This window comes from Carboxylicivirga agarovorans (assembly GCF_050589845.1).
GTDB classification, from domain to species: domain Bacteria; phylum Bacteroidota; class Bacteroidia; order Bacteroidales; family Marinilabiliaceae; genus Carboxylicivirga; species Carboxylicivirga agarovorans.
This window is the reverse complement of sequence record NZ_JBNGPA010000017.1, coordinates 24,059-43,531: the sequence shown is the minus strand read 5'-3', so window position 1 is coordinate 43,531 and position 19,473 is coordinate 24,059. Positions and strand designations below refer to the sequence as shown.

14 protein-coding genes and 1 tRNA gene are annotated in these 19,473 nt (G+C 40.5%); 10 read left to right on the top strand and 5 right to left on the bottom strand.

Annotation, left to right across the window (positions count from 1 at the left end; genetic code table 11):
* Nucleotides 1–82 precede the first annotated feature (82 nt).
* Complete coding sequence (locus ACRD69_RS15965) at nt 83–292, top strand: DUF3820 family protein (RefSeq protein WP_430816112.1); 210 nt, start codon at nt 83–85, stop codon at nt 290–292.
* Nucleotides 293–378: 86 nt separating this feature from the next.
* On the opposite strand, the gene ACRD69_RS15960 is transcribed toward ACRD69_RS15965, so the two are convergent.
* A complete protein-coding gene (locus ACRD69_RS15960) occupies nt 379–1,269 on the bottom strand; it encodes a DUF3078 domain-containing protein (protein WP_430816111.1) in 891 nt (296 codons plus the stop codon).
* A gap of 59 nt (nt 1,270–1,328) precedes the next feature.
* Nucleotides 1,329–2,156 carry a mechanosensitive ion channel family protein gene (locus tag ACRD69_RS15955; protein ID WP_430816110.1) on the bottom strand — a complete coding sequence of 276 codons (828 nt, stop codon included), beginning with the start codon at nt 2,154–2,156 and terminating at the stop codon, nt 1,329–1,331.
* A gap of 144 nt (nt 2,157–2,300) precedes the next feature.
* On the opposite strand from ACRD69_RS15955, the gene ACRD69_RS15950 reads away from it, so the two are divergent.
* Together ACRD69_RS15950 and ACRD69_RS15945 are read left to right on the top strand one after the other, a co-directional pair.
* Nucleotides 2,301–2,912 carry an HAD family hydrolase gene (locus ACRD69_RS15950; RefSeq protein WP_430816109.1) on the top strand — a complete coding sequence of 204 codons (612 nt, stop codon included), beginning with the start codon at nt 2,301–2,303 and terminating at the stop codon, nt 2,910–2,912.
* An 8-nt stretch (nt 2,913–2,920) separates the two neighbouring features.
* Nucleotides 2,921–3,544, top strand: coding sequence for a trimeric intracellular cation channel family protein (locus tag ACRD69_RS15945; protein WP_430816108.1), 624 nt, complete (start codon nt 2,921–2,923; stop codon nt 3,542–3,544).
* 68 nt (nt 3,545–3,612) lie between these two features.
* On the opposite strand, the gene ACRD69_RS15940 is transcribed toward ACRD69_RS15945, so the two are convergent.
* From ACRD69_RS15940 to ACRD69_RS15930, 3 genes are all read right to left on the bottom strand, one after another.
* Entirely contained in the window at nt 3,613–5,616 is a 2,004-nt protein-coding gene (locus tag ACRD69_RS15940) for an AAA family ATPase (protein WP_430816107.1), read from the bottom strand.
* Complete coding sequence (locus tag ACRD69_RS15935) at nt 5,617–7,677, bottom strand: tetratricopeptide repeat protein (RefSeq protein WP_430816106.1); 2,061 nt, start codon at nt 7,675–7,677, stop codon at nt 5,617–5,619.
* Nucleotides 7,678–7,893: 216 nt separating this feature from the next.
* A complete protein-coding gene (locus ACRD69_RS15930; RefSeq protein WP_430816105.1) occupies nt 7,894–9,606 on the bottom strand; it encodes a M23 family metallopeptidase in 1,713 nt (570 codons plus the stop codon).
* A gap of 210 nt (nt 9,607–9,816) precedes the next feature.
* Here ACRD69_RS15930 and ACRD69_RS15925 point away from each other — a divergent pair, with 210 nt between their 5' ends.
* From ACRD69_RS15925 to ACRD69_RS15895, 7 genes are all read left to right on the top strand, one after another.
* Nucleotides 9,817–10,569, top strand: coding sequence for a NigD1/NigD2 family lipoprotein (locus tag ACRD69_RS15925; RefSeq protein WP_430816104.1), 753 nt, complete (start codon nt 9,817–9,819; stop codon nt 10,567–10,569).
* A 208-nt stretch (nt 10,570–10,777) separates the two neighbouring features.
* Nucleotides 10,778–10,851 (top strand) — tRNA-Arg (locus ACRD69_RS15920).
* Between the two features lie 456 nt (nt 10,852–11,307).
* Nucleotides 11,308–12,924 (top strand): DUF6377 domain-containing protein, encoded by a 1,617-nt coding sequence (locus tag ACRD69_RS15915; RefSeq protein WP_430816103.1) that lies wholly within the window; start codon nt 11,308–11,310, stop codon nt 12,922–12,924.
* 392 nt (nt 12,925–13,316) lie between these two features.
* The gene (locus ACRD69_RS15910; protein ID WP_430816102.1) at nt 13,317–15,335 is read left to right on the top strand and encodes a glycoside hydrolase family 97 protein; all 2,019 of its coding nucleotides are present in this window, start codon (nt 13,317–13,319) and stop codon (nt 15,333–15,335) included.
* 259 nt (nt 15,336–15,594) lie between these two features.
* Complete coding sequence (locus ACRD69_RS15905; protein WP_430816101.1) at nt 15,595–17,619, top strand: kojibiose hydrolase; 2,025 nt, start codon at nt 15,595–15,597, stop codon at nt 17,617–17,619.
* A gap of 111 nt (nt 17,620–17,730) precedes the next feature.
* On the top strand, nt 17,731–18,255 hold the full coding sequence (locus tag ACRD69_RS15900) for an RNA polymerase sigma-70 factor (protein ID WP_430816100.1): 525 nt from the start codon (nt 17,731–17,733) through the stop codon (nt 18,253–18,255).
* A gap of 90 nt (nt 18,256–18,345) precedes the next feature.
* Nucleotides 18,346–19,341, top strand: coding sequence for a FecR family protein (locus tag ACRD69_RS15895; protein WP_430816099.1), 996 nt, complete (start codon nt 18,346–18,348; stop codon nt 19,339–19,341).
* The last annotated feature ends 132 nt before the right edge of the window (nt 19,342–19,473 follow it).

The following is a 19,473-nucleotide window of genomic DNA, read 5'->3' as shown; positions in this document are numbered from 1 at the left end:
CATACCATTAAAAACAAAGAAGAAGAATTTGTTCGTTGACCACTTAAAGATAATTTGTACTTTCGGCTGCAAATACGATGCGATGAATCCTGAATTACTAGAATTGTTAACAACTATGCGCATGCCATATGGGAAGTATAAAGGCAGAATACTTTGCGATCTGCCTGAGCCATACCTGGTTTGGTATCATAATAAGGGTTTTCCGGAAGGGAAACTGGGCATGCTGTTGCATACTTTATATGAGATAAAACTGAATGGTTTGGAGTACCTGCTGAAACCATTGCGTAAATAAAAACCCTGACCACATTGTAGTCAGGGCTTGCTCTCCGATTAATAGTTTGCTTATTTCAATAGCTTATATTGATTTCAGCATTTAAGTTACTGTCCGAACTTATAACTTATTCCGAAGCCAAATAGCTGCTTAAACTGAGCCCTTGGTCCGTGTTCAACCTGGTCTTCGTCAATATATTTAATGTCATCATCGTAAATGAGATTAAATGAAGCGATAGCGCTTAAATAATCATTGACTTTCATATTGAATACCAACTCCCAGTCTACATCTACATTTTGAGCATTGTCAGTTAGATTAGAAAATAAATCAAGGCGAGTGTTGACGTCCACATTTTTAATAAGGTTAGCTTTTTTGGCTGTCAGTTTAACCGATGCACCATACTCACTTCTTAAATTTTCTCCTTCTTCTACGCCAAATGCACCTGCATTTGATAATGAGTCGTCTAAAACAAAGGTCATTTTACTGGTCAAAGGTGAGATGTACAATGAAAAGTTGTCATTGGGCTTATAATCCATACCTATTGACAGGTTAAGGTAACCCGGCGACATAAATTCTGATAGCTTCACTGTGTTTTCAGGAGGATCATTGTAACCCACATCAAACTGAGTTTTAAAGTCAACAAGTCCCGAAAGGTACCATTTGCTGGCATCAACCTGGTAACCCAGTTTGGAGGTGAAATACAGTTTATCCTCTGTCTTTACCATGTTATCGCTACCTTGTTTGGTTAAACCGTAGCCCATATCAAGGGTGTTGTCCCAGTTTACTCTTTCTTTACTGTAGTTAAAATACGTGTTGAGTAAAAAGGTACCGGCCACAGAATTTTTACCACCGGCCGCCCAATTGGTTAAGGATACCTGGTTAAAGGTGAAGGAAGGGGTTCCTCCGATTTTCCAATACTTAATCGTATCGTTGTCTGCTGTTTGAGCACTGACAGTCAGTGTTACTAAGAACAGACATGCACTTAAAACTTTCTTCATAATTAGAGTTAAAAAAGAAATACTCCGCCGAAAAGCGGAGCCTGGTATTTATTTAATGATTATTTTTCATTGTACATGTGTACATCGCGCTGTGGATAAGGTATGGTGATGCCTTGTTTGTCAAATTCTTTCTTAACAAACTCCATCATATAGAAATACACAGTCCAGTAATCCGATGTTTTAGACCATAAGCGAGTAACCAGGTTCACAGAGCTGTCTCCGTGTTCCAATACGGCCACAAAAATTTCCGGGTCTTTCATGATCAATTCATTCTTTTCAGCCACGGTCTTGATAATGTCGCGTGCCTTATCGATATCATCATCGTAACCAATGCCAAAAACAAAGTCAACACGACGCGTATCTTCTTTAGTATAGTTGATCAAGGCTCCTGTAGCAAGGCCTCCATTGGGTATGATGATCACTTTATTATCCAGCGATGTGAGGATGGTATTGAAAATCTGAATTTCCTTAACGATACCGGCATGTCCCTGGGCCTCGATATAATCTCCCACTTTAAAAGGCTTGAGAATAAGCAGGATTACACCGCCTGCAAAGTTTTGCAAAGTGCCCGATAAAGCCATGCCGACAGCCAGACCGGCAGCACCAAGTAGTGCAATAAACGATGTCATTTCAACCCCTAAATAAGTAATGACACTGATGAACAGCATTACCTTTAAGGTCACAGATGTTAAGCTTACAATAAATGGGATCAGTGTCTCATCAATATTACGGGCTATTAATAGTTTCTTAAATCCCTTAACGATTTTGTTGATGATCCACAAACCGACAACGGCAATGAGAATAGCTGCCAGTACCTTGATTCCATTGGTAATGATCCATTGGTAAATCTGTTGCCAGTCAAAATTTTCCAGATTAAAACTTTCCATTGTTTTATGAGTTAAGTTTGAAATTAATTTTGGTGGTTAAACATATTAGCTCTGCTAATGTTCTGGCTAAGTTAGGAATTGTTATAATATTAAAATGAGATTTTACAATCTTATTGTTTATTTTCGCGACTCAAAACGAAAAACATGTACAAGCAAGATAATAGTAACGAATTGAAAATAAAGGTACCATCATCAGTAAAGGGCTTAATATTTGATATGGACGGCACATTGGTAAACAGTACTCCGGTACACTATAAGGCGTGGTCAGAGGCTGTTAAATCGTATGGTGTTGATTTTACTTATGAGTTCTTTATTACATTGACCGGTCGTCCGGTGGTTGAGCTTAGTAAAGACCTGATAAAGCGTTACGATTTAGATGTTGATCCAATTGAACTGGTAAGCATTAAAGAGCAACTGGTTGAAAAGAACCTGAATAATGTAGAATTGATTCAGCCCGTATATGAGGTGATGAAGCAATATAAGGGACAGCTGCCTATGGCTGTAGGTACAGGTGCCAGTCGTGAAAGAGCACAGTTTCTGTTGTCAGCAGTTGGTATACTTGATGAATTCGATGTTATTGTTACCTCTGATGATGTTAATAATTACAAGCCACACCCTGAAACGTTTTTAAAGGCTGCTGAAGGTATTGGTGTGGAGCCGGTTGACTGTATGGTGTTTGAAGACGGCCACCTGGGAATTGATGCTGCCAATGAAGCCGGCATGCATGTTATTGATGTGAAACCCTATTACGAGTAAAGAAAATAATGCCTTCATTAGATCTGATACTGACATTTGACTACATAGGTACCATGGTATTTGCCATTAGTGGTACTTTAACAGCAGCCCAAAAACGTCTTGATATTTTTGGAGCCATCTTTATTGGGTTTGTTACCGCCATTGGCGGTGGAACGGTCAGGGATATTATGCTGGGTAACCTGCCTGTATCATGGATACAGTCTTATGACTACTTTTTTTTGATTCTGGCAGGTGTTCTGATCACCATTCTTTTTAAAAAATTTGTACTTAAGTTGCGGAATACCCTGTTTTTATTTGATACCATAGGGATAGGGGTGTTTACTGTTATAGGTCTGGAAAAAGCGCTTGCTTTTGGTATTTCAGCTCCTATTGCTGTTATAATGGGACTGTCGTCAGCGGTTGTAGGTGGTATTATTCGTGATACTTTAACCAATGAAGTGCCTCTTATTTTCCACAAGGAGATATACGCCACCGCTTGTATCACCGGGGCTGTTGTTTACCTTATTTTATACAATTTGCAGGTGCCACAGGTGATATGCGAAAGTATTACGGTAGTAACAATAATAGGCATTCGACTTTGGGCGGTGCGCTATAACATTACCATGCCGCATATTTCGTTGGGAGATAAGTGATCTTTGCTTTTTAGTTCCGGTTTCAGAAGCTACTTCTGTTGAAATAAGTATGAATACTAAGCTGAGAATTATTCTTCAAAGCCCAGGTGCTCGGCAATATTCTTATACTCCAGGGCCTTATCCATATCACCTAACTTCTCACAGGCTTCACCTAAATAGTAATAGGCCTCGGCCTTATCTTTTTTAATACGTGTGGCCTGAAGCAGGTCATTATAAGCTTTTTCGTATTTTTTGAGTTCAAGGCGTGTACGCCCCCTGTTGTACTTAACTTTGTACGATTTCTTTTTGATTTTATCGGCAGCAGTATAATCCTTCTCAGCGTTTTTCAGATCGCCTGTCTCAACATGGATGGCTGCCCGTCGTACAAGGGCATCAAAAAAATGGGGCTTGAGCTTGAGTGCCTTGTTCAGGTTGGCAATGGCTGATGGCTTGTCGTTAAATTTAACGATGCATTCGTTGGCCATTAAAAAGTATTCGCGTGCAAACTCCTCAACGCTTTTTTGCTGACGCTTAATGGTTGCATTCAATTCTTTTACTTCACGCTCAAGGTGGTTTATTTTCGATAGTTTAATGGCTATTAATCGCTGTACAGATTCAACAGATAAGGCCTCCTGCTTCTCGTTGGCTATGGCAAAGGATTTTACTGCCTCATTAAAATTATGGGCATCAAATTCCAGCATGGCATTCCGGTATAGATCTTTTGCTTCGGCCTTGCTAAGCTCTTTTTCGATCAGGACCTTGTCGTTAGCCGCCCTGGAAAACTTAACCACTTCGTTATTTACGATGACATCACGTGGTGATATTTGCGTTTTAAGAACAATGCCTTCCAATGAGATACAACGTGACAGGGCCACGTATAACTGACCACCTGCAAAGGCACCTCCCGAAAAGTCAAGCATCACTTTGTCAAAGGTCAGGCCCTGGCTTTTGTGAACGGTTATGGCCCAGGCAAGTTTGAGAGGGTATTGCGTAAAGGAGCCTAATTCTTCTTCGATGATACGGTTGTTCTTTTCGTCGTATTTATAACGAATGTTACGCCACACTTCCTTCTCAACCAGGTGTATCTCTTCATTCTGCAAGCGCACATAAATGCCGTTTTCATCAATTTCTTCCACTCGTCCAAGGCTGCCGTTGTACCAACGCTTCTCCATGTCGTTTTTAACAAACATCACCTGTGCATTTTCTTTCAATACCAGGTCTTTCAGCGTTGGAAGTCCCGATTCGGGAAAATCACCGGAAATACGACCGGTAAACTCATGTTCTTTTCCTTCCAGCTGCTCCAGTTTACTGTCGTTGATGTAATCAACCGTATTGCGACGGGTAGCCAGGGTGATAAAAAACTCATCGATGGGGCTTTGAAATTGCGGGTTGTAGCGCGCATTGATGGCTGCAATATCATTGTTGCCGGCTTGTTTCAAACGAATGCGATCAAGCAGGTTAACAAAGGTCGAGTCATTTTGACGATACACCTTTTTTAACTCTATCTGCACAAGTGGAATCTGCTTAAATACCCGTGCAGAAAAGAAATAGGGCGAAGGGTAAAAACGTTTTAATATTTGCCAGTCATCACGTTTAACAACAGGCTCCAGCTGAAATACATCACCAACCATCAGTAATTGCTTACCCCCGAATGGCTGGTTCATATTTTTGGTATATACCCGTAAAACACGGTCAATAAAATCGAGCACATCACCACGTACCATGGATACTTCGTCAATAATGAGCAGGTCGAGCTCCTTAATGATTTGTGTATGTGCTTTCCTGTATTTTAAAAAGTCAAAGATACGGCCCTTTTGCGTTGATAAGTCTGGATCGTCGGGCAGGATAGGACGAAAGGGAACCTTAAAAAACGAGTGTATTGTAACACCGCCCGCATTAATGGCAGCGATGCCTGTAGGAGCCACCACCACAAATTTCTTGTGTGTGTGCTGGCAAATGTACCGTAAGAAAGTGGACTTACCCGTTCCGGCACGTCCTGTTAAAAAGACCGATGAACTGGTGTGCTGAATCAGTTTCAGGGCATCCTGAAATTCAGCATTATCCGTATCGAAATTATCTGGTAATACACTCATTTATTCAACCTCTGCTATGCTTTCTTTCCCTGAGAGTTCTTCAGAACCATAGCGTTTTATCACATTATATGCTTTATATATACCCAGTTCACCAGCCTTACTTAAGTCGGCTGTACCATCAGCTTCCTTTTTCAGGTAGATCAATGTCAGACCGCGATTGAAATAGGCCTCTGCAAAATCAGGGTTTAATTGAATGGCCTGGGTAAAGTCTTCAACTCCCTGCAAAAAGTTCTTTTTCAGACATTGCACAATAGCCCTGTTATAATAGGCAAACTCAAACTCTGGCGAGAGCTCAATAACCCGGTTCAGGTCTTTGATAATTAGCTCGTAGTCCAGTATGTGAGATGCGTCTTTTTCAATATTGGTCTGATGTTGCTGATTCTTGGCCTTTATTGGTCCCTGCAGCATGATATTGTTCGGGGTCTGCGTTTCCTCTTCAAGGGCTTTGATCACTTCGACCATTTTATGACGTGTATAGGCACGGTTGAACAGGGCCACAACATTATCAGGGTCTGACTTTAAGATTTCGTTGTAATCAGCCATGGCATTGCTGTAATTCATAACCATGCTGTAAAGTGCACCGCGGGTAATCAGTATCTCACGATCCGTTTCTTCATCCTGCAACTCTTCGGTAATATTGGTGATGTCGTTAATCAGTCGAATGTATTTAATGCCCTCTGCCTCAATCTCACGATTGGTTATCATTAATGGCTTTTTATACAACTCTTTTCTGTTAAAGCTAACGACTTCTTTTTCGTAATAAGAAGGTCGGCTTAAAATAGTGTCACCCGAGTAATAGGTCAGGCCAAATACAGGCTCCAGATCAATGAAGATGTTGCGGTTCTGCACTTTACCGCGAATGTTGTCAAAGCGCTCTTCGGTTGATTCATCATCGCCAAAGTCATCAAGTACAGCTAATTTATCGTAGTTGCGAATGTCCTTATCAGACTTTTTACGGGTAGCTTTACGTTTTTTAGACGAAGTTTCCTTTTCGTCACTATCATCTTCTTTCTGGTCTGTTGTGTTGGCAGCCAGTTCGTCATTCGTGCGTCTGTCGGCTTCTAATTTAGCTGCGGTCATGTAATCTATCTCGGCACCATTCATATCACCCATATTCTGCTTGGCAATACTCCTGTTGTAATAGGCCGGGCCGAATTTCGGATAATTTGAAACAATGATGTTTAAATCGTTTAAGGCTTGTTTGTTTTGCCCTAGATCAAGATAAAGTATGGCACGATTGTACAGTGTTAAGAGGTTGTTTGGCTCTAGTGCCAGTACACGCGAAAAGTCTTCAATGGCCCTGTTTTTATCTCCTACCTGGGCTCTTAAAATACCCCTGTTATTGTAAGCCAGGCTGTTTTTGGGATCCAGTTCAATAACCTTGTCAAAGTCATTCATGGTGCCTTGCAGATCATCCAGCTGGTAACGTATAATTCCACGCATGGTATAATATCCTGCGAAATCATCTTTAAGATCAATTACTTTATTGTAATCGGCCAGTGCATCTTCGTACTTATTCATCTGATAGTATAAAGCCCCCCTGGATGCGAAACCGTCTGACATATATGGGTTTCTCTTTATTACTGTTGAAAAATCATTCAGTGCACCAATGGAATCACCGGCGTTGACTTTAGCAGAACCACGACTCAGATAGGCACTTAACATGCCCGGATTGTGCTTGATTATCTCGTCAAAATCTTTGATTGCTAAATTATATTCTTCAAGGATGGAGTGACTGTTACCACGATTGATAAGCAGGTTGGTATTCGACGGTTCTATTTCCAATCCTTTGGTGTAATCTTTAATGGCACTTTCATGATTGTCTTTACGACTCATAATAATACCCCTTACGTTATAGGCATCTACCAAAAAAGGATTCTTACTCAGGCAGGTGTTTAAGTCAATTTCAGCTCCGTTATAGTCCTCAAGATAGTACTTGGCCAGGCCACGGTAGAAATAAGGATCCGATAAGTATGGTTTTACTTTAATAACCTTATTGAAATACTGAATTGCCAGCACGTAATCTTCAAAATACAGAGCGTTTTTGCCAATTGTGAGCATACGGTCTGTATTAATTTGTGCTTTTATATCAGGGCTGATCAGACATTTAATAAGCAATATGATTAGTGTAATTTTTCTCAACATATAGGTCAATCTGAATACAACAATGCGAACAAATATACAATAGTTAGTTTGTTTAAAGCCATCAAACAAAAATAATGTGAGTTGTTACTCCGGTTACTCCCGAACTGCTATCTCTCAAAAATTAAGCCAATTTTAATTGCTAAAACTAAACTCTTTAATGGTTTCATTGTCTCTGTTGTCGCTTACTTTAACCTGCAGTACATGTTTGCCTTTTTCGAGAAATGGCATGTGCTTAAATGTACCAGTTAGCCGATAGTTTTTAGCATCATATTCAAAAAGAGCCCATTGACCATCTATGAGGCATTCGTACTTTTTAATACCGCTGTAATCATCATTAATAAGCAATTGAATGTTTTGACGCCCTGAATAATTATTGTTTTCAGGAGCTTTACGCAATTTTATTGTAGGAGCAATGGTGTCAATGGCCAGTGAAAACCGACCAAAGCTACGTGTACTGGTACTCATGCGACCATTCTCATATTTTCCTCCCAAAGAATAGGTTTTCCCGTTTGTGGAAACTCCTGCCATTACTAATTTATCAGCATATTGATTCAATGAGTCGGGAACGGGGACGCTTACCGACATGGAACGGTGTAAAGGAATGTGATTGTCACCAATAACATATACAGGTGCCATCATACCCTCTTTTTCATCCTTATGAATCAGCATGTCGATGTTGGTGTAAAACGTATTGGCAGGTATTGAAAGCTTTAAGCCCAGTGTATCCAGGTTAAATGATTTACCGTAATCCACATGTACCAACGGGCTATCCTTATCAACAGGCGGTGGAGGCGGGTTTTCTCCATTAACCGTAAAGGCTAATACCGAGCGGTTGCCATTAAAATCTTCAATGACATATTTGAATATTTTCTTGTCACCCGGTTTGATATCTGTGGTATAAGGACTACGCTTGCCATATAAACTTAGTCTGTTGTTGGGTTCAACCCAGCTCTTCTGAATTACCTTACCGCTTCTTTTTTTCTCAGCATAATCGATGTGAGAATTGATGTAGCGCGATTCTGCAAAACTGAATTTCTCAATTTTAAAGTCATATACGAGGGTGTCATTTACAAACAGATCAATGGTTGTAATACCGCATTTACGCCAGCTGTCTGAGAAATAGTCCAGCACCTGAACACCAACTCCTATTTTGCCATGTGCCGTAAATATGGTTGAGCCTTTGGGGTGAAAAGCCTTATCGTAAAAGACCGTTGTTACATACTTATCCTTTCGTTTTCCACTAATTGAAGCATCGTCTGACAGGCAATATAATTTCATGCCCTGTATTTGGGGGCGTACATCATCTTTAATATCGTCTCTGAACAAGAGGGGATTCATAGGCTTTTGACTGGCTTTGTCGCGCACCTCATAGTGAAGGTGAGGGCCGCCTGAACTGCCTGAGTTACCACTATAGCCAATTACCTCTCCACGCTCAACGGGCACTTCGCCTGCTTTGAAGAACAGCTCTATGGCAAATGATTTTTCTTTGTACTGATGAGCACGTATTAGTGAATCAATGCGGTTGGAATAGCGCTCAAGATGGGCATAGACAGTGGTGTAGCCGCCTTCGTGATCAATATAGATGGCTTTACCATAACCATAGGGAGAAACTTTGATACGTGAAACGTAGCCTTTATCAGATGCGTATATACGATAACCGGTTTTACGGTTGGTTGTTAAATCGAGCCCCGAATGAAAATGATTGGAACGTAGTTCCCCAAAACTACCGCTGACATAAGGTTTCAGCTTCATAGGTTTAACAAAACGCTCACTATCTTTGACCTGTGCTTCTGAAATATGACTTGCTAAAATTAAACTCAACAGCAATAAAGCAATTGGCTTCATGTTATCTCTCCTTACCTTTTAAATAAAACCCTTCCAAAAATAACCTTCATTTGTAACAATTACAATTGAAAGTGTAATTGATACCTGTGATTGACGCAACCCTTTCCTTAAAAGTTGCTCTTAATAGTTAATCATTGTAAACGTAAAAATATTGGCACGGTATTTATTACGTTAGGATGGAAACAAAGTTTAATTCTTAAATAGAATCCCATGAAAAAGTTAAGATTTGGAATTTTACTGGCACTGGCCAGCGTTTTGTTTTTTAGTTGTTCAGATGATGATGGTTATTCGTTAGGTGACTTTTGGGTAACAACAGGTACGGTGGTTGAAACAACTGATTATTATTATGTCGTAACAGATGGTGGCGATGCTTTATGGCCTTCAGCAACTAATGTTCCGCCATCACGAGTAGAAGATGGTATGCGCGTTCTGGTTAATTATACGATACTTGGTGATGCTGATGACAATGAGCAATACGATTACTACGTGAAGGTTAATGGCATATCAGAACTGTTGACCAAGCCTATTTTTAACTTCGATGAAACGACCACTCCTGAAGTGAAAGATTCAATTGGTAATGATCCGATAACCATTGTCGATACCTGGTTTACCGATGATTATTTAAATGTGCAGTTTGAGTACGGAGGTGGTTATGGTATTCATTTTATCAACCTGGTAAAAGATACAGAAGACCTTGAAACCGAAAATGGTGAAATTATACTGGAGCTAAAGCATAATAAAAATGATGATCCGTATAACTATAAACAATGGGGAATTGCTTCATTTGATATTTCTGAATTGCAGAAAGATGGTCAAAGCTCGGTTGATATTTTTGTAAGGAGTCTTAATTCAGATGGTGAATACCACTACAACAAGGTACTTACTTATGAATATGATTTGCCAGAGGTTGAACCTTACAGTAAAAAGTTCACTGATGAACCGATGACTGAAATGGTCGAGTAACGATAAGGTCATAGAGATACAAAAAGAAAAGCTGCAATTTTTTGCGGCTTTTCTTGTGTTGCAAAGTTCTGAAACCCTTATTGTTGCTGAAAAGCGGGAAAAATAATTGTAATTTTTTCATTAAATAATTTGGTGTTTTAACCGCATTATTTCTATATTTGCACCGCATTTGAGAACAATGGTTCACTAATCAAAGCAAAAACATATTGGTTCCGTAGCTTAATTGGATAGAGCACCTGGTTACGGCCCAGGAGGTTAGGGGTTCGAGTCCCTTCGGGATCACAGTAAAGCCTGCAAGTTTTTTAACTTGCAGGCTTTTATTTTTTAAGGTGGTTCTTTTAATGAGAAGTGTAGGATCACAACCAATTTCTGGGTCCAGGCATAAATTTTACACAAACGATAGAGAAAGAACTTCACATCTGTCACGCCTCTAAACAGCCATCTGTTTTTATTATATTAGGTTTGGGGTGATTAACTGAAATTTCAGTTTCTCCGTTGATGAAAAATTTAATAATAGTATAGCCTAAGAGAAACTATAAATAGATATATAATCAACCCAAAAGAACATCATAAGCATTTATCCTATCAAGAGGAGCTTGAGATGTTTTCTGCTTGAATATAAAGAGAACTAAAGACGCATTAATGCATGCATTATACCATTTTTGTTATAGTTTAGCATATCTTTTAATGGTATATAACAACCGGAATTTGTATTCTCAACAGGAGTGATTGGATCATATGAAACAGCATGTTTTAATAGTAGTTTTTTGCCTGAGTATCTGCCCCATTATATTTGCCAATGATATACCTGGCCATTTGCTTAAAGAGATAAAGGGAACTGAGCAAAATTATAGTCGGCGAAAAGTGTTTGATGCGCTAAAACTGGAACGTGTTGATTCATTAAAAGTTATATTGCTGCAAAGTAACTCAATGACTGATGAAGAACAGTATGTTATCAATAAGCAATTGTTTCAGGAGTTGTACTCGTTTAAAAGTCATGAAGCTTTCAATACAGTAAGGCAGTTGGAGCTATTGGCCAACCGTATGAATTCACATGAAAAACAAACCGAGGCCTTACTTTGCAAAGTCGATGTCCTTTTATGCGCAGGATTATTTAATGAGGCTACAGAAGCAGTTTCAAAGGTGACAACCATACCAACTTCTGAGTTAAAAGTGTATTACTATGGTTTAAAGACTAGGCTTTATGGCGACTTAATGGCGTATAATGATGTGCCGCTGTATAACCTGAATTACAAGCAGCTAAATCATCTGTATGCTGACTCGGTCCTGATATTTGCAGAAAAAAACAGTGTGGACTATCAGATGGTGCAGGCGCTTAAAATGATCGATCTGGGACAAACAGAAAGGGCCATTTCAGAGTGCAGGATGTTTACAAAACAGCCCAATGTTTCGGAGCATGAAAAGGCAATGATCTATTCGTGTATGGCCTGGGCCTATCAGCACTCAGGCGATATGGAGAACCAGGTCCGTTACTTGCTTAAAAGCATTGAATCCGACATCCGCTCTTCAACTTACGAAACAACATCGGGCCGCTTGCTGGCACAGTTATTACTTGATGAGGGTGAAATAAAGCTGGCTCATCAGTTTCTGATCAGGGCCATAGAAGATGCCGAGTTTTATGGCGCCCGACAACGTAAAGCTGAGATTACGCATATTGTTCCCATTGTGGAGGTCCAGTTAAAGGAAATGCAGCAATTAAGATGGCTGGCCATATCTTCAGTACTTATACTGGCTATTATTAGCCTTGTTATCATTGTTTACCTGTGGATGAGGCTGGTGCGTAAGCATCGGGAGGTAAAAAGCGGACAGGATGAAATAAAACGTCAAAACAGATTGCTGGAAAATAAAAATGAACAGCTCACCGAGTCTAACAAGATCAAGGAAGAATCACTGACCAACTATTTTGAATTGAGCTCAGTCTATTTTCATGAGATAGAAAAGATGCAGGCAAAAATCAGAAGCCTGCTCCTGCAAAGGAAGTATGATACCATTGCCGATTATTTGGAGAAAAGCAATGCCCAGGCGGATAGAGATCGACTCTTTGAGCGATTTGATGCTCTTTTTATAAGGCTGTTTCCCTCATTTATAAAATCAATGAATACAGTATTGGACTCAACTGTCCAGCTGGATGAGACAGTTTCGCCTGTATGCCTGAGTGCAGAAATTCGTGTTTTTGCCCTCTTGCGCCTTGGTATAGATAGTGCTGATCGGGTAGCATCTATTTTGGGAGTATCACGAAATACAGTTTACACCTACCGCAACCGGATAAAAACAAAGGTAAATATGAGTCCTGACGAGTTTGAACAATATGTCATGGCAATTCCTGCTTATTAATAAGAATATATCAGAATGTAGTTTTAATCATAATTCTCACTGCTCATATTTCTCCTGCATACTTTGTCAGATAACTTTACATCCTTTCTTCCATATACAATATCTACCACAGACAGCTCAAAACAGTAATTTTACCTTTGTATCCAATCTGCACTTCTGTAATCCTTAGGTTCTGTGTATTAGAGTTGTAGCCTTTTTTAAATCTGTACATGCACCTGTATTTGTTTTTCACCTGGTGCTTTTCCCTTTTAAGCTCCGTAATTTAGCATGACGAAAGTCGTACCGGTTTTGCTTTTGTAAACTGTGTGCTGCAATAATTCTGTTCGCATGGGGGATTTATGCCGGACGACTCAATAATAACTCCAGGATGATTTAAAATAAAACAAGAAACTATGAAGACGATCATGTACATTTCAACTGTTCTGCTCTGTGTTTGGGGGCTGTTTGCCTGTAGCGCAGATAAAACGGAATATACGGTCACATCACCCGATAAACAACTGGCTATAGGATTTGACCTAAACAGTGGAAAACCTTTTTACCATGTTACATTCAGAAAGGATACTGTTATTTATCCATCTCAATTGGGTTTGATGTTTAAAGAAGCGGCAGCTCTGTCAGGGGGCTTTAAAGTGCTTAAATCGGAGATTGCCCAACACCATTCGTCGTGGGAACAAGCGTGGGGGGAGAATAAGCTGATCCAGGATCATTATCAGGAGCTTGTAGTGTACCTGCAGGAAGAAGCAGGTCAACAGCGTTTGATGAATTTATATTTCAGGGCATATAATGATGGTGTTGCTTTTCGTTATGAAATACCCCGTCAGGCTAATATTGACAACTTTGTCATGATGGATGAGCTAACGCAGTTTGATGTGAATGGTAACCCTGATACCTGGTGGATTTGGGCCGACTATAATACCTATGAGAAGCTGTATCAGCACACAACAATGGAGGAAGCAACATGGGTGGCAACACCTGTTACCATGAAAGGAGACAAGAATGTGCATATCAGCATTCATGAAGCAGCCTTAACTGATTATGCGGGTATGACACTTAAACAAAAAGAAACGGGAGTGTATGAGGCGGAGTTGGTTCCTTGGGCCAATGGAGATAAGGTACGTGGTTCAGCACCGATGAAAACACCCTGGCGTACGATTCAGCTGTCTGATAATGCTGCCGGGCTGGTTCAGAGTAATCTGATACTTAACCTAAATGAACCAAGTCGTATTGACGATACATCATGGATTCAACCCATGAAATACATTGGTATATGGTGGGGCATGCACCTGGGAACTGAAACATGGTATCCTGGTCCGCGACACGGCGCCACCACTGAAAATGCAAAGGCACACATTGATTTTGCAGCTGCCAATAATATTGAAGGGCTTGTGATCGAAGGCTGGAATGACGGATGGGAAAACTGGGGGGCCAAAGATGCATTTGACCATGTTACACCGGCCATTGACTTCGACCTTAAAAAAGTAGCTGAATATGCACGTGAAAAGGGTGTGATGCTCATTGGACACCATGAAACAGGGGGCGATATTGAATCATATGAGAAGTATATGGAAGCGGCCTATCAAATGTGTCACGACCTGGGTATTCATGCGGTTAAAACAGGTTATGCGGGTGGAATTTATCCACGTGGCGAACATCACCATGGTCAGTTTATGGTGCGCCATTATCGCAAAGTGGTTGAGCTGGCTGCCACATACCAGATTATGCTCGATGTGCATGAGCCCATTAAACCAACAGGTATAAGACGTACCTGGCCCAATATGATGACCCGGGAAGGTGTAAGGGGCATGGAGTGGAATGCATGGAGCGATGGCAATCCTCCTTCTCATACACTTACGATACCATTTACACGCGGACTGGGAGGGCCAACAGATTATACCCCAGGGACCTTTGATCTATTGTATCAGAATGCCGGCGAACGTGTCAAATGGAATACTGAAGACATTAGTATGACCCGTACGCATTCAACTTTGGCTAAGCAACTTGCAAATTTTGTTATCCTGTACAGTCCATTGCAAATGGCCAGCGACTTACCAAAGAACTATGAAGGGCATCCGGCTTTTCAGTTTATTGCCGATTTTAATGCCGATACTGATGAGTCGCGTGTTTTAAACGGCGAAGTAGGTGAATACATCACTGTGGTACGCAGAAGTGGTGATGAATGGTTTTTGGGGAGTGCTACCAATGAAGAGGCAAGAACATTGAAGGTTGAACTGAACTTTCTTGAGCCGGGAGCCGGCTACCTTGCTCAGGTATATATGGATGCGGAGGATGCTGACTGGCAAACAAACCCACAGGCATATCTGATCAGGGAGAAAGAAGTTGCTTCAGACACTGTGCTGGAATTAAAGCTAGCCGCCGGGGGTGGTCAGGCCATTCGTTTTGTAAAGAAATAATCGTTATCATTATTCATAACCTGAGTTCGGCATTAAGTTGTGAACTCAGGTTAATACCTTAATGATATTTGGACGATCAATGCACAGGTCTCGCTGTTAGCTTTCTTGTGATAATTGGAAAGGTTGAGTAAGTGTTGATTTGACGATTTGTTGATACGGCTGAAGCAATAAGGAATATTGATCCGGTAGTCATTAACAGGCGGAGGTCTGTCTGCACTCATCTTTCCGGTTAATTGATCCAACTATGAAAAAAATACACATGAAACTACTTATATGTATGCTGCTTTGTTGGGTGTCTTTTGGCACGCAAGTGGCAACAGCACAATCCGGGTGGGAAATAAGCACCACTCAAAAAGATAATTACGTACCTACTTGCGTTGCCAATGGACAAATTGGTATTGTGCCTGATGTCATGCCTTTTAAAACGCGGGATGTGGTATTGAACCATGTTTTTGACAGGGGAGCACCCTACGATGTAAGCCGTGTTTTGCATGGTGTTAATCCTTTTAACCTGGAGGTAATGATCGATGGTAGCACGATATTGCTTGATGAATGCAAAAACTGGCAACAGGTTTTAAATATGCGTGAAGCGCATTTGTCAGCTTTTTTTCAGTTTGGAGATAAAGCAACTGTTGAATATTCGTTGCAGGCACTGAGAAACATGCCCTTTGGTGGCTTGATGCAGGTGAAAATTGAGGCCCGTGATGATATAGAACTAGATGTTGCAAATTGCATACACATACCTGCCAATTATCAAGAGCTGCGGTCGCTTTTTCGGATGATGCGCGATCTGGATGCCCGCATGCCTGTTTTTCAAACTACATCTGTCAGTCCTTATGGGGCACATGAAGTTGCTGCTGCTTCAGGTTTTTTGTTTGAAGGCCAACTACCTGAGTTAAATAATGACGTGGAGGATGTTTACAATGCCAGGCAATCATTCAAAGTAAAACTGACTAAGGGCCAGGTATATTCGTTCAGTTTATTTGGCGCTGTTTGTACCTCGCGCGATTTTAATGATCCTTATGGTGAATCGGAGCGCATGGTTGTTTTTGCACAGCGCGAAGGAGCTCATAAGTTAATAGCAAGACACAAACAGGAATGGGCTAAGTTATGGGAAAGTGACATAATCATTGAAGGGGACATAGATTCTCAGTTGGATGTCCGCTTTGCCTTATACAATCTGTATTCATATCAACGTGCCGACACAGACCTGAGTATTTCACCAATGGGTTTATCGGCACCTGGTTATAACGGGCATGTTTTCTGGGATTCTGAAATATGGATGTATCCTCCCTTGTTGCTATTACAGCCTGAAATGGGACAGGCAATGATGAATTACCGGATTAACAGGCTGGATAAAGCCAGGCAAAAGGCACGTAATTATGGATTTAAAGGGGCCATGTATCCCTGGGAGTCTGATGATTCAGGAGAAGAAGCCACGCCTACCTGGTGTCTGACCGGTACCTTTGAGCAGCACATAAGCGCCGATGTTGGCATTGCCCTCTGGAATTATTACCGTCTTACCAGGGATCTTGAGTGGTTAAAAAACAGGGCCTGGCCTGTGTTAAGATCAATTGCAGAATTCTGGACCAGCAGGGTAGGGGTTAATGAGGATGGTTCATATTCTATTGTTAATGTTGTTGGAGCCAATGAGTTTGCTCATGGTGTAACAGATAACGCCTTTACCAACGGTTCTGTTAAAGTTGTCTTAAACGATGTGATCAAGGCTGCCAAAGTGCTTTCATATGATGTGCCGGACAGGTGGTTGTTGATCAGTGACGGACTTCGTATTGAAAGCTTTGAGGATGGAGTAACGCGTGAACATGCCACTTATAATGGTGAGGTCATTAAACAGGCTGATGTAAACCTACTGGCTTATCCTTTGGGTTTAATTTCTGATCCTGATATTGTAAAGAAAGATCTTGAATATTATGAATCCCGAATTTCACCTGTTGGGCCTGCAATGACGTTCTCTGTTTTTAGTGTGTTATACGCGCGACTTGGTCAAGCCGACAAAGCTTTTGAAATGTTTCAACGCAGTTACCAGCCCAATAAACGTGCGCCATTTGGAGTGTTGGCGGAGTCGGCCGTTTCAGATAACCCTTATTTTGCAACAGGTGCGGGAGGTATGTTGCAGGCTGTTTTGTATGGCTTTGCTGGAATAGAATTAACTGATGATGGCATTGAACAGGGCCGGGCGTGCCTTCCTGACCATTGGAAATCGCTTACAATAACCGGGGTTGGCTCAGATAAGAAAACCATTTCATGTTCCAATGACAGGTGATTATACCTAAGAGATATTTCACATCGCAATTAGCTAAAACAAACAGTTTGTTGTCTGAGCAACTTAATTGTATATATTTGTCCTTACTAAATCGGTTAGAAAGTTCAATCCATGGAAGGAAACATCAAAGCTATAACATTTGATGATATTTTTAATCTTTATTATCCAAGGTGCATACTATTTGCCACTAAAATACTGGGTAATACCTGGGATGCTGAGGAAGCCGTGCAGGAACTTTTTATCAACTTATGGTCTAAAGGCAAGCTGACCTCCATTGACGGATCGGTAAAGAGTTATTTATTCAAGGCTGTATTCAATATTTGCGTTGATGTACAACGAAAGAATAAGGTGAAGCAGCGCGATGAGGTTGATTCGCCCGATGGTAATGAAATAACCGTTCCATTTAATAACCCGATACTCGAAGAAGAATTAGAGACGCATATCAGTAATGCGTTGTCACAATTGCCTGAAAAAAGGCGTCAGATATTTTTAATGAGTCGTGATGAAGGGTTGAGCTATAAAGAAATTGCTCAAAGGTTGTCTGTATCAGAGAAAACCATCGAAACACAAATATCCCGTTCATTGAAACAACTGCGAAAGTCGCTTTCGGAATACCTGCCGAATGTGTTGTTTTAGAAGAGATTGTAATTTTTTTTCAAAAAAAGTTAAAAAGAGTGTCAGGGTGGCACTCTTTTTTTTCGTTTACACTATAGAAACAGTTATGAAATGATCGAATCGGAAAAAATAGAACTCTTAATATTACGTCATGTAAATGGTGAAATTGATGAAGTGGAGCAGAAGATCTTAGATGCCTGGATCAATAAGAGTGAAAAAAATAAAATACAGTACAACAAGCAGCTTGAGTTATTCAAAGCCCAGGCAGTGATTTTCACCCCTGAGGCCATTGCTAAATCAAGGGAAAGAACCAAAACAGGTGTTATTAATCATTTGATTCACAAGTCCAATAAAGTTAAGGGCTTTATCTATACATCATTGTCGGTTATGTTAGTGGCTCTGGTGGCTTCTTCTTTGTTCTTTAATACAACTATCAGTAAGCAAAATGATATGCTTGCCAGTGCTTTTCAAATTACAGCACCAGAGAGTGGACCTGCAAACTTTCAATTACCCGACGGTAGCAATGTATGGCTTAATAGTTCATCGGAACTGAGCTACCAGTACGAAGCTGAAAGCAACAGTCGGGTTGCCAAAATTGAAGGTGAGGCCTTTTTTACTATTGCTCACAATCCAAATCAGGCATTTCTGGTACAAGGGTATAACCATACAGTAAAGGTATATGGTACTGAATTTAATATGATCTCAAATAAGGATGACAAAACGTGTGAAGTTACTTTGCGTCAGGGTTCAGTTGGCTTATTAGATAATCAGCAGAAAGAAGTGGCGCGCTTAAAACCAGGACAACAGTTCAGTGTTGATCAGGCTGGTAAGGCGACGATCAAAAACATTGAATCGGTTAAACTTATTTCAGACTGGACTACCGGACGATATGAATTTAAAGATGCAACCTTGGTTGAGATAGCCTCTAAGCTGTCTTCCTTATATGATATTGACATTATTATCGCTGATGAAACTTTAAAACACAAACGTTACCGTTGTGTGATACAAAAAGAGCAATCGGTACTAAAAACGCTGCAACGTTTTAGTATCATAACCAACCTTAATTACGAAGTAAATGATGATTCAATAACCCTTAAATCAAAATAGTTAATTAATGAAATAAACTATGAACAAAAGACTTAGAGGTTCAGCCTCGGGTTGAAATCAAAAAGAGCTAACAAAAAACGGGAATAGCTGCAACTACTCCCGATGTAAGGTACAACCGGTCTGCAAACCGGC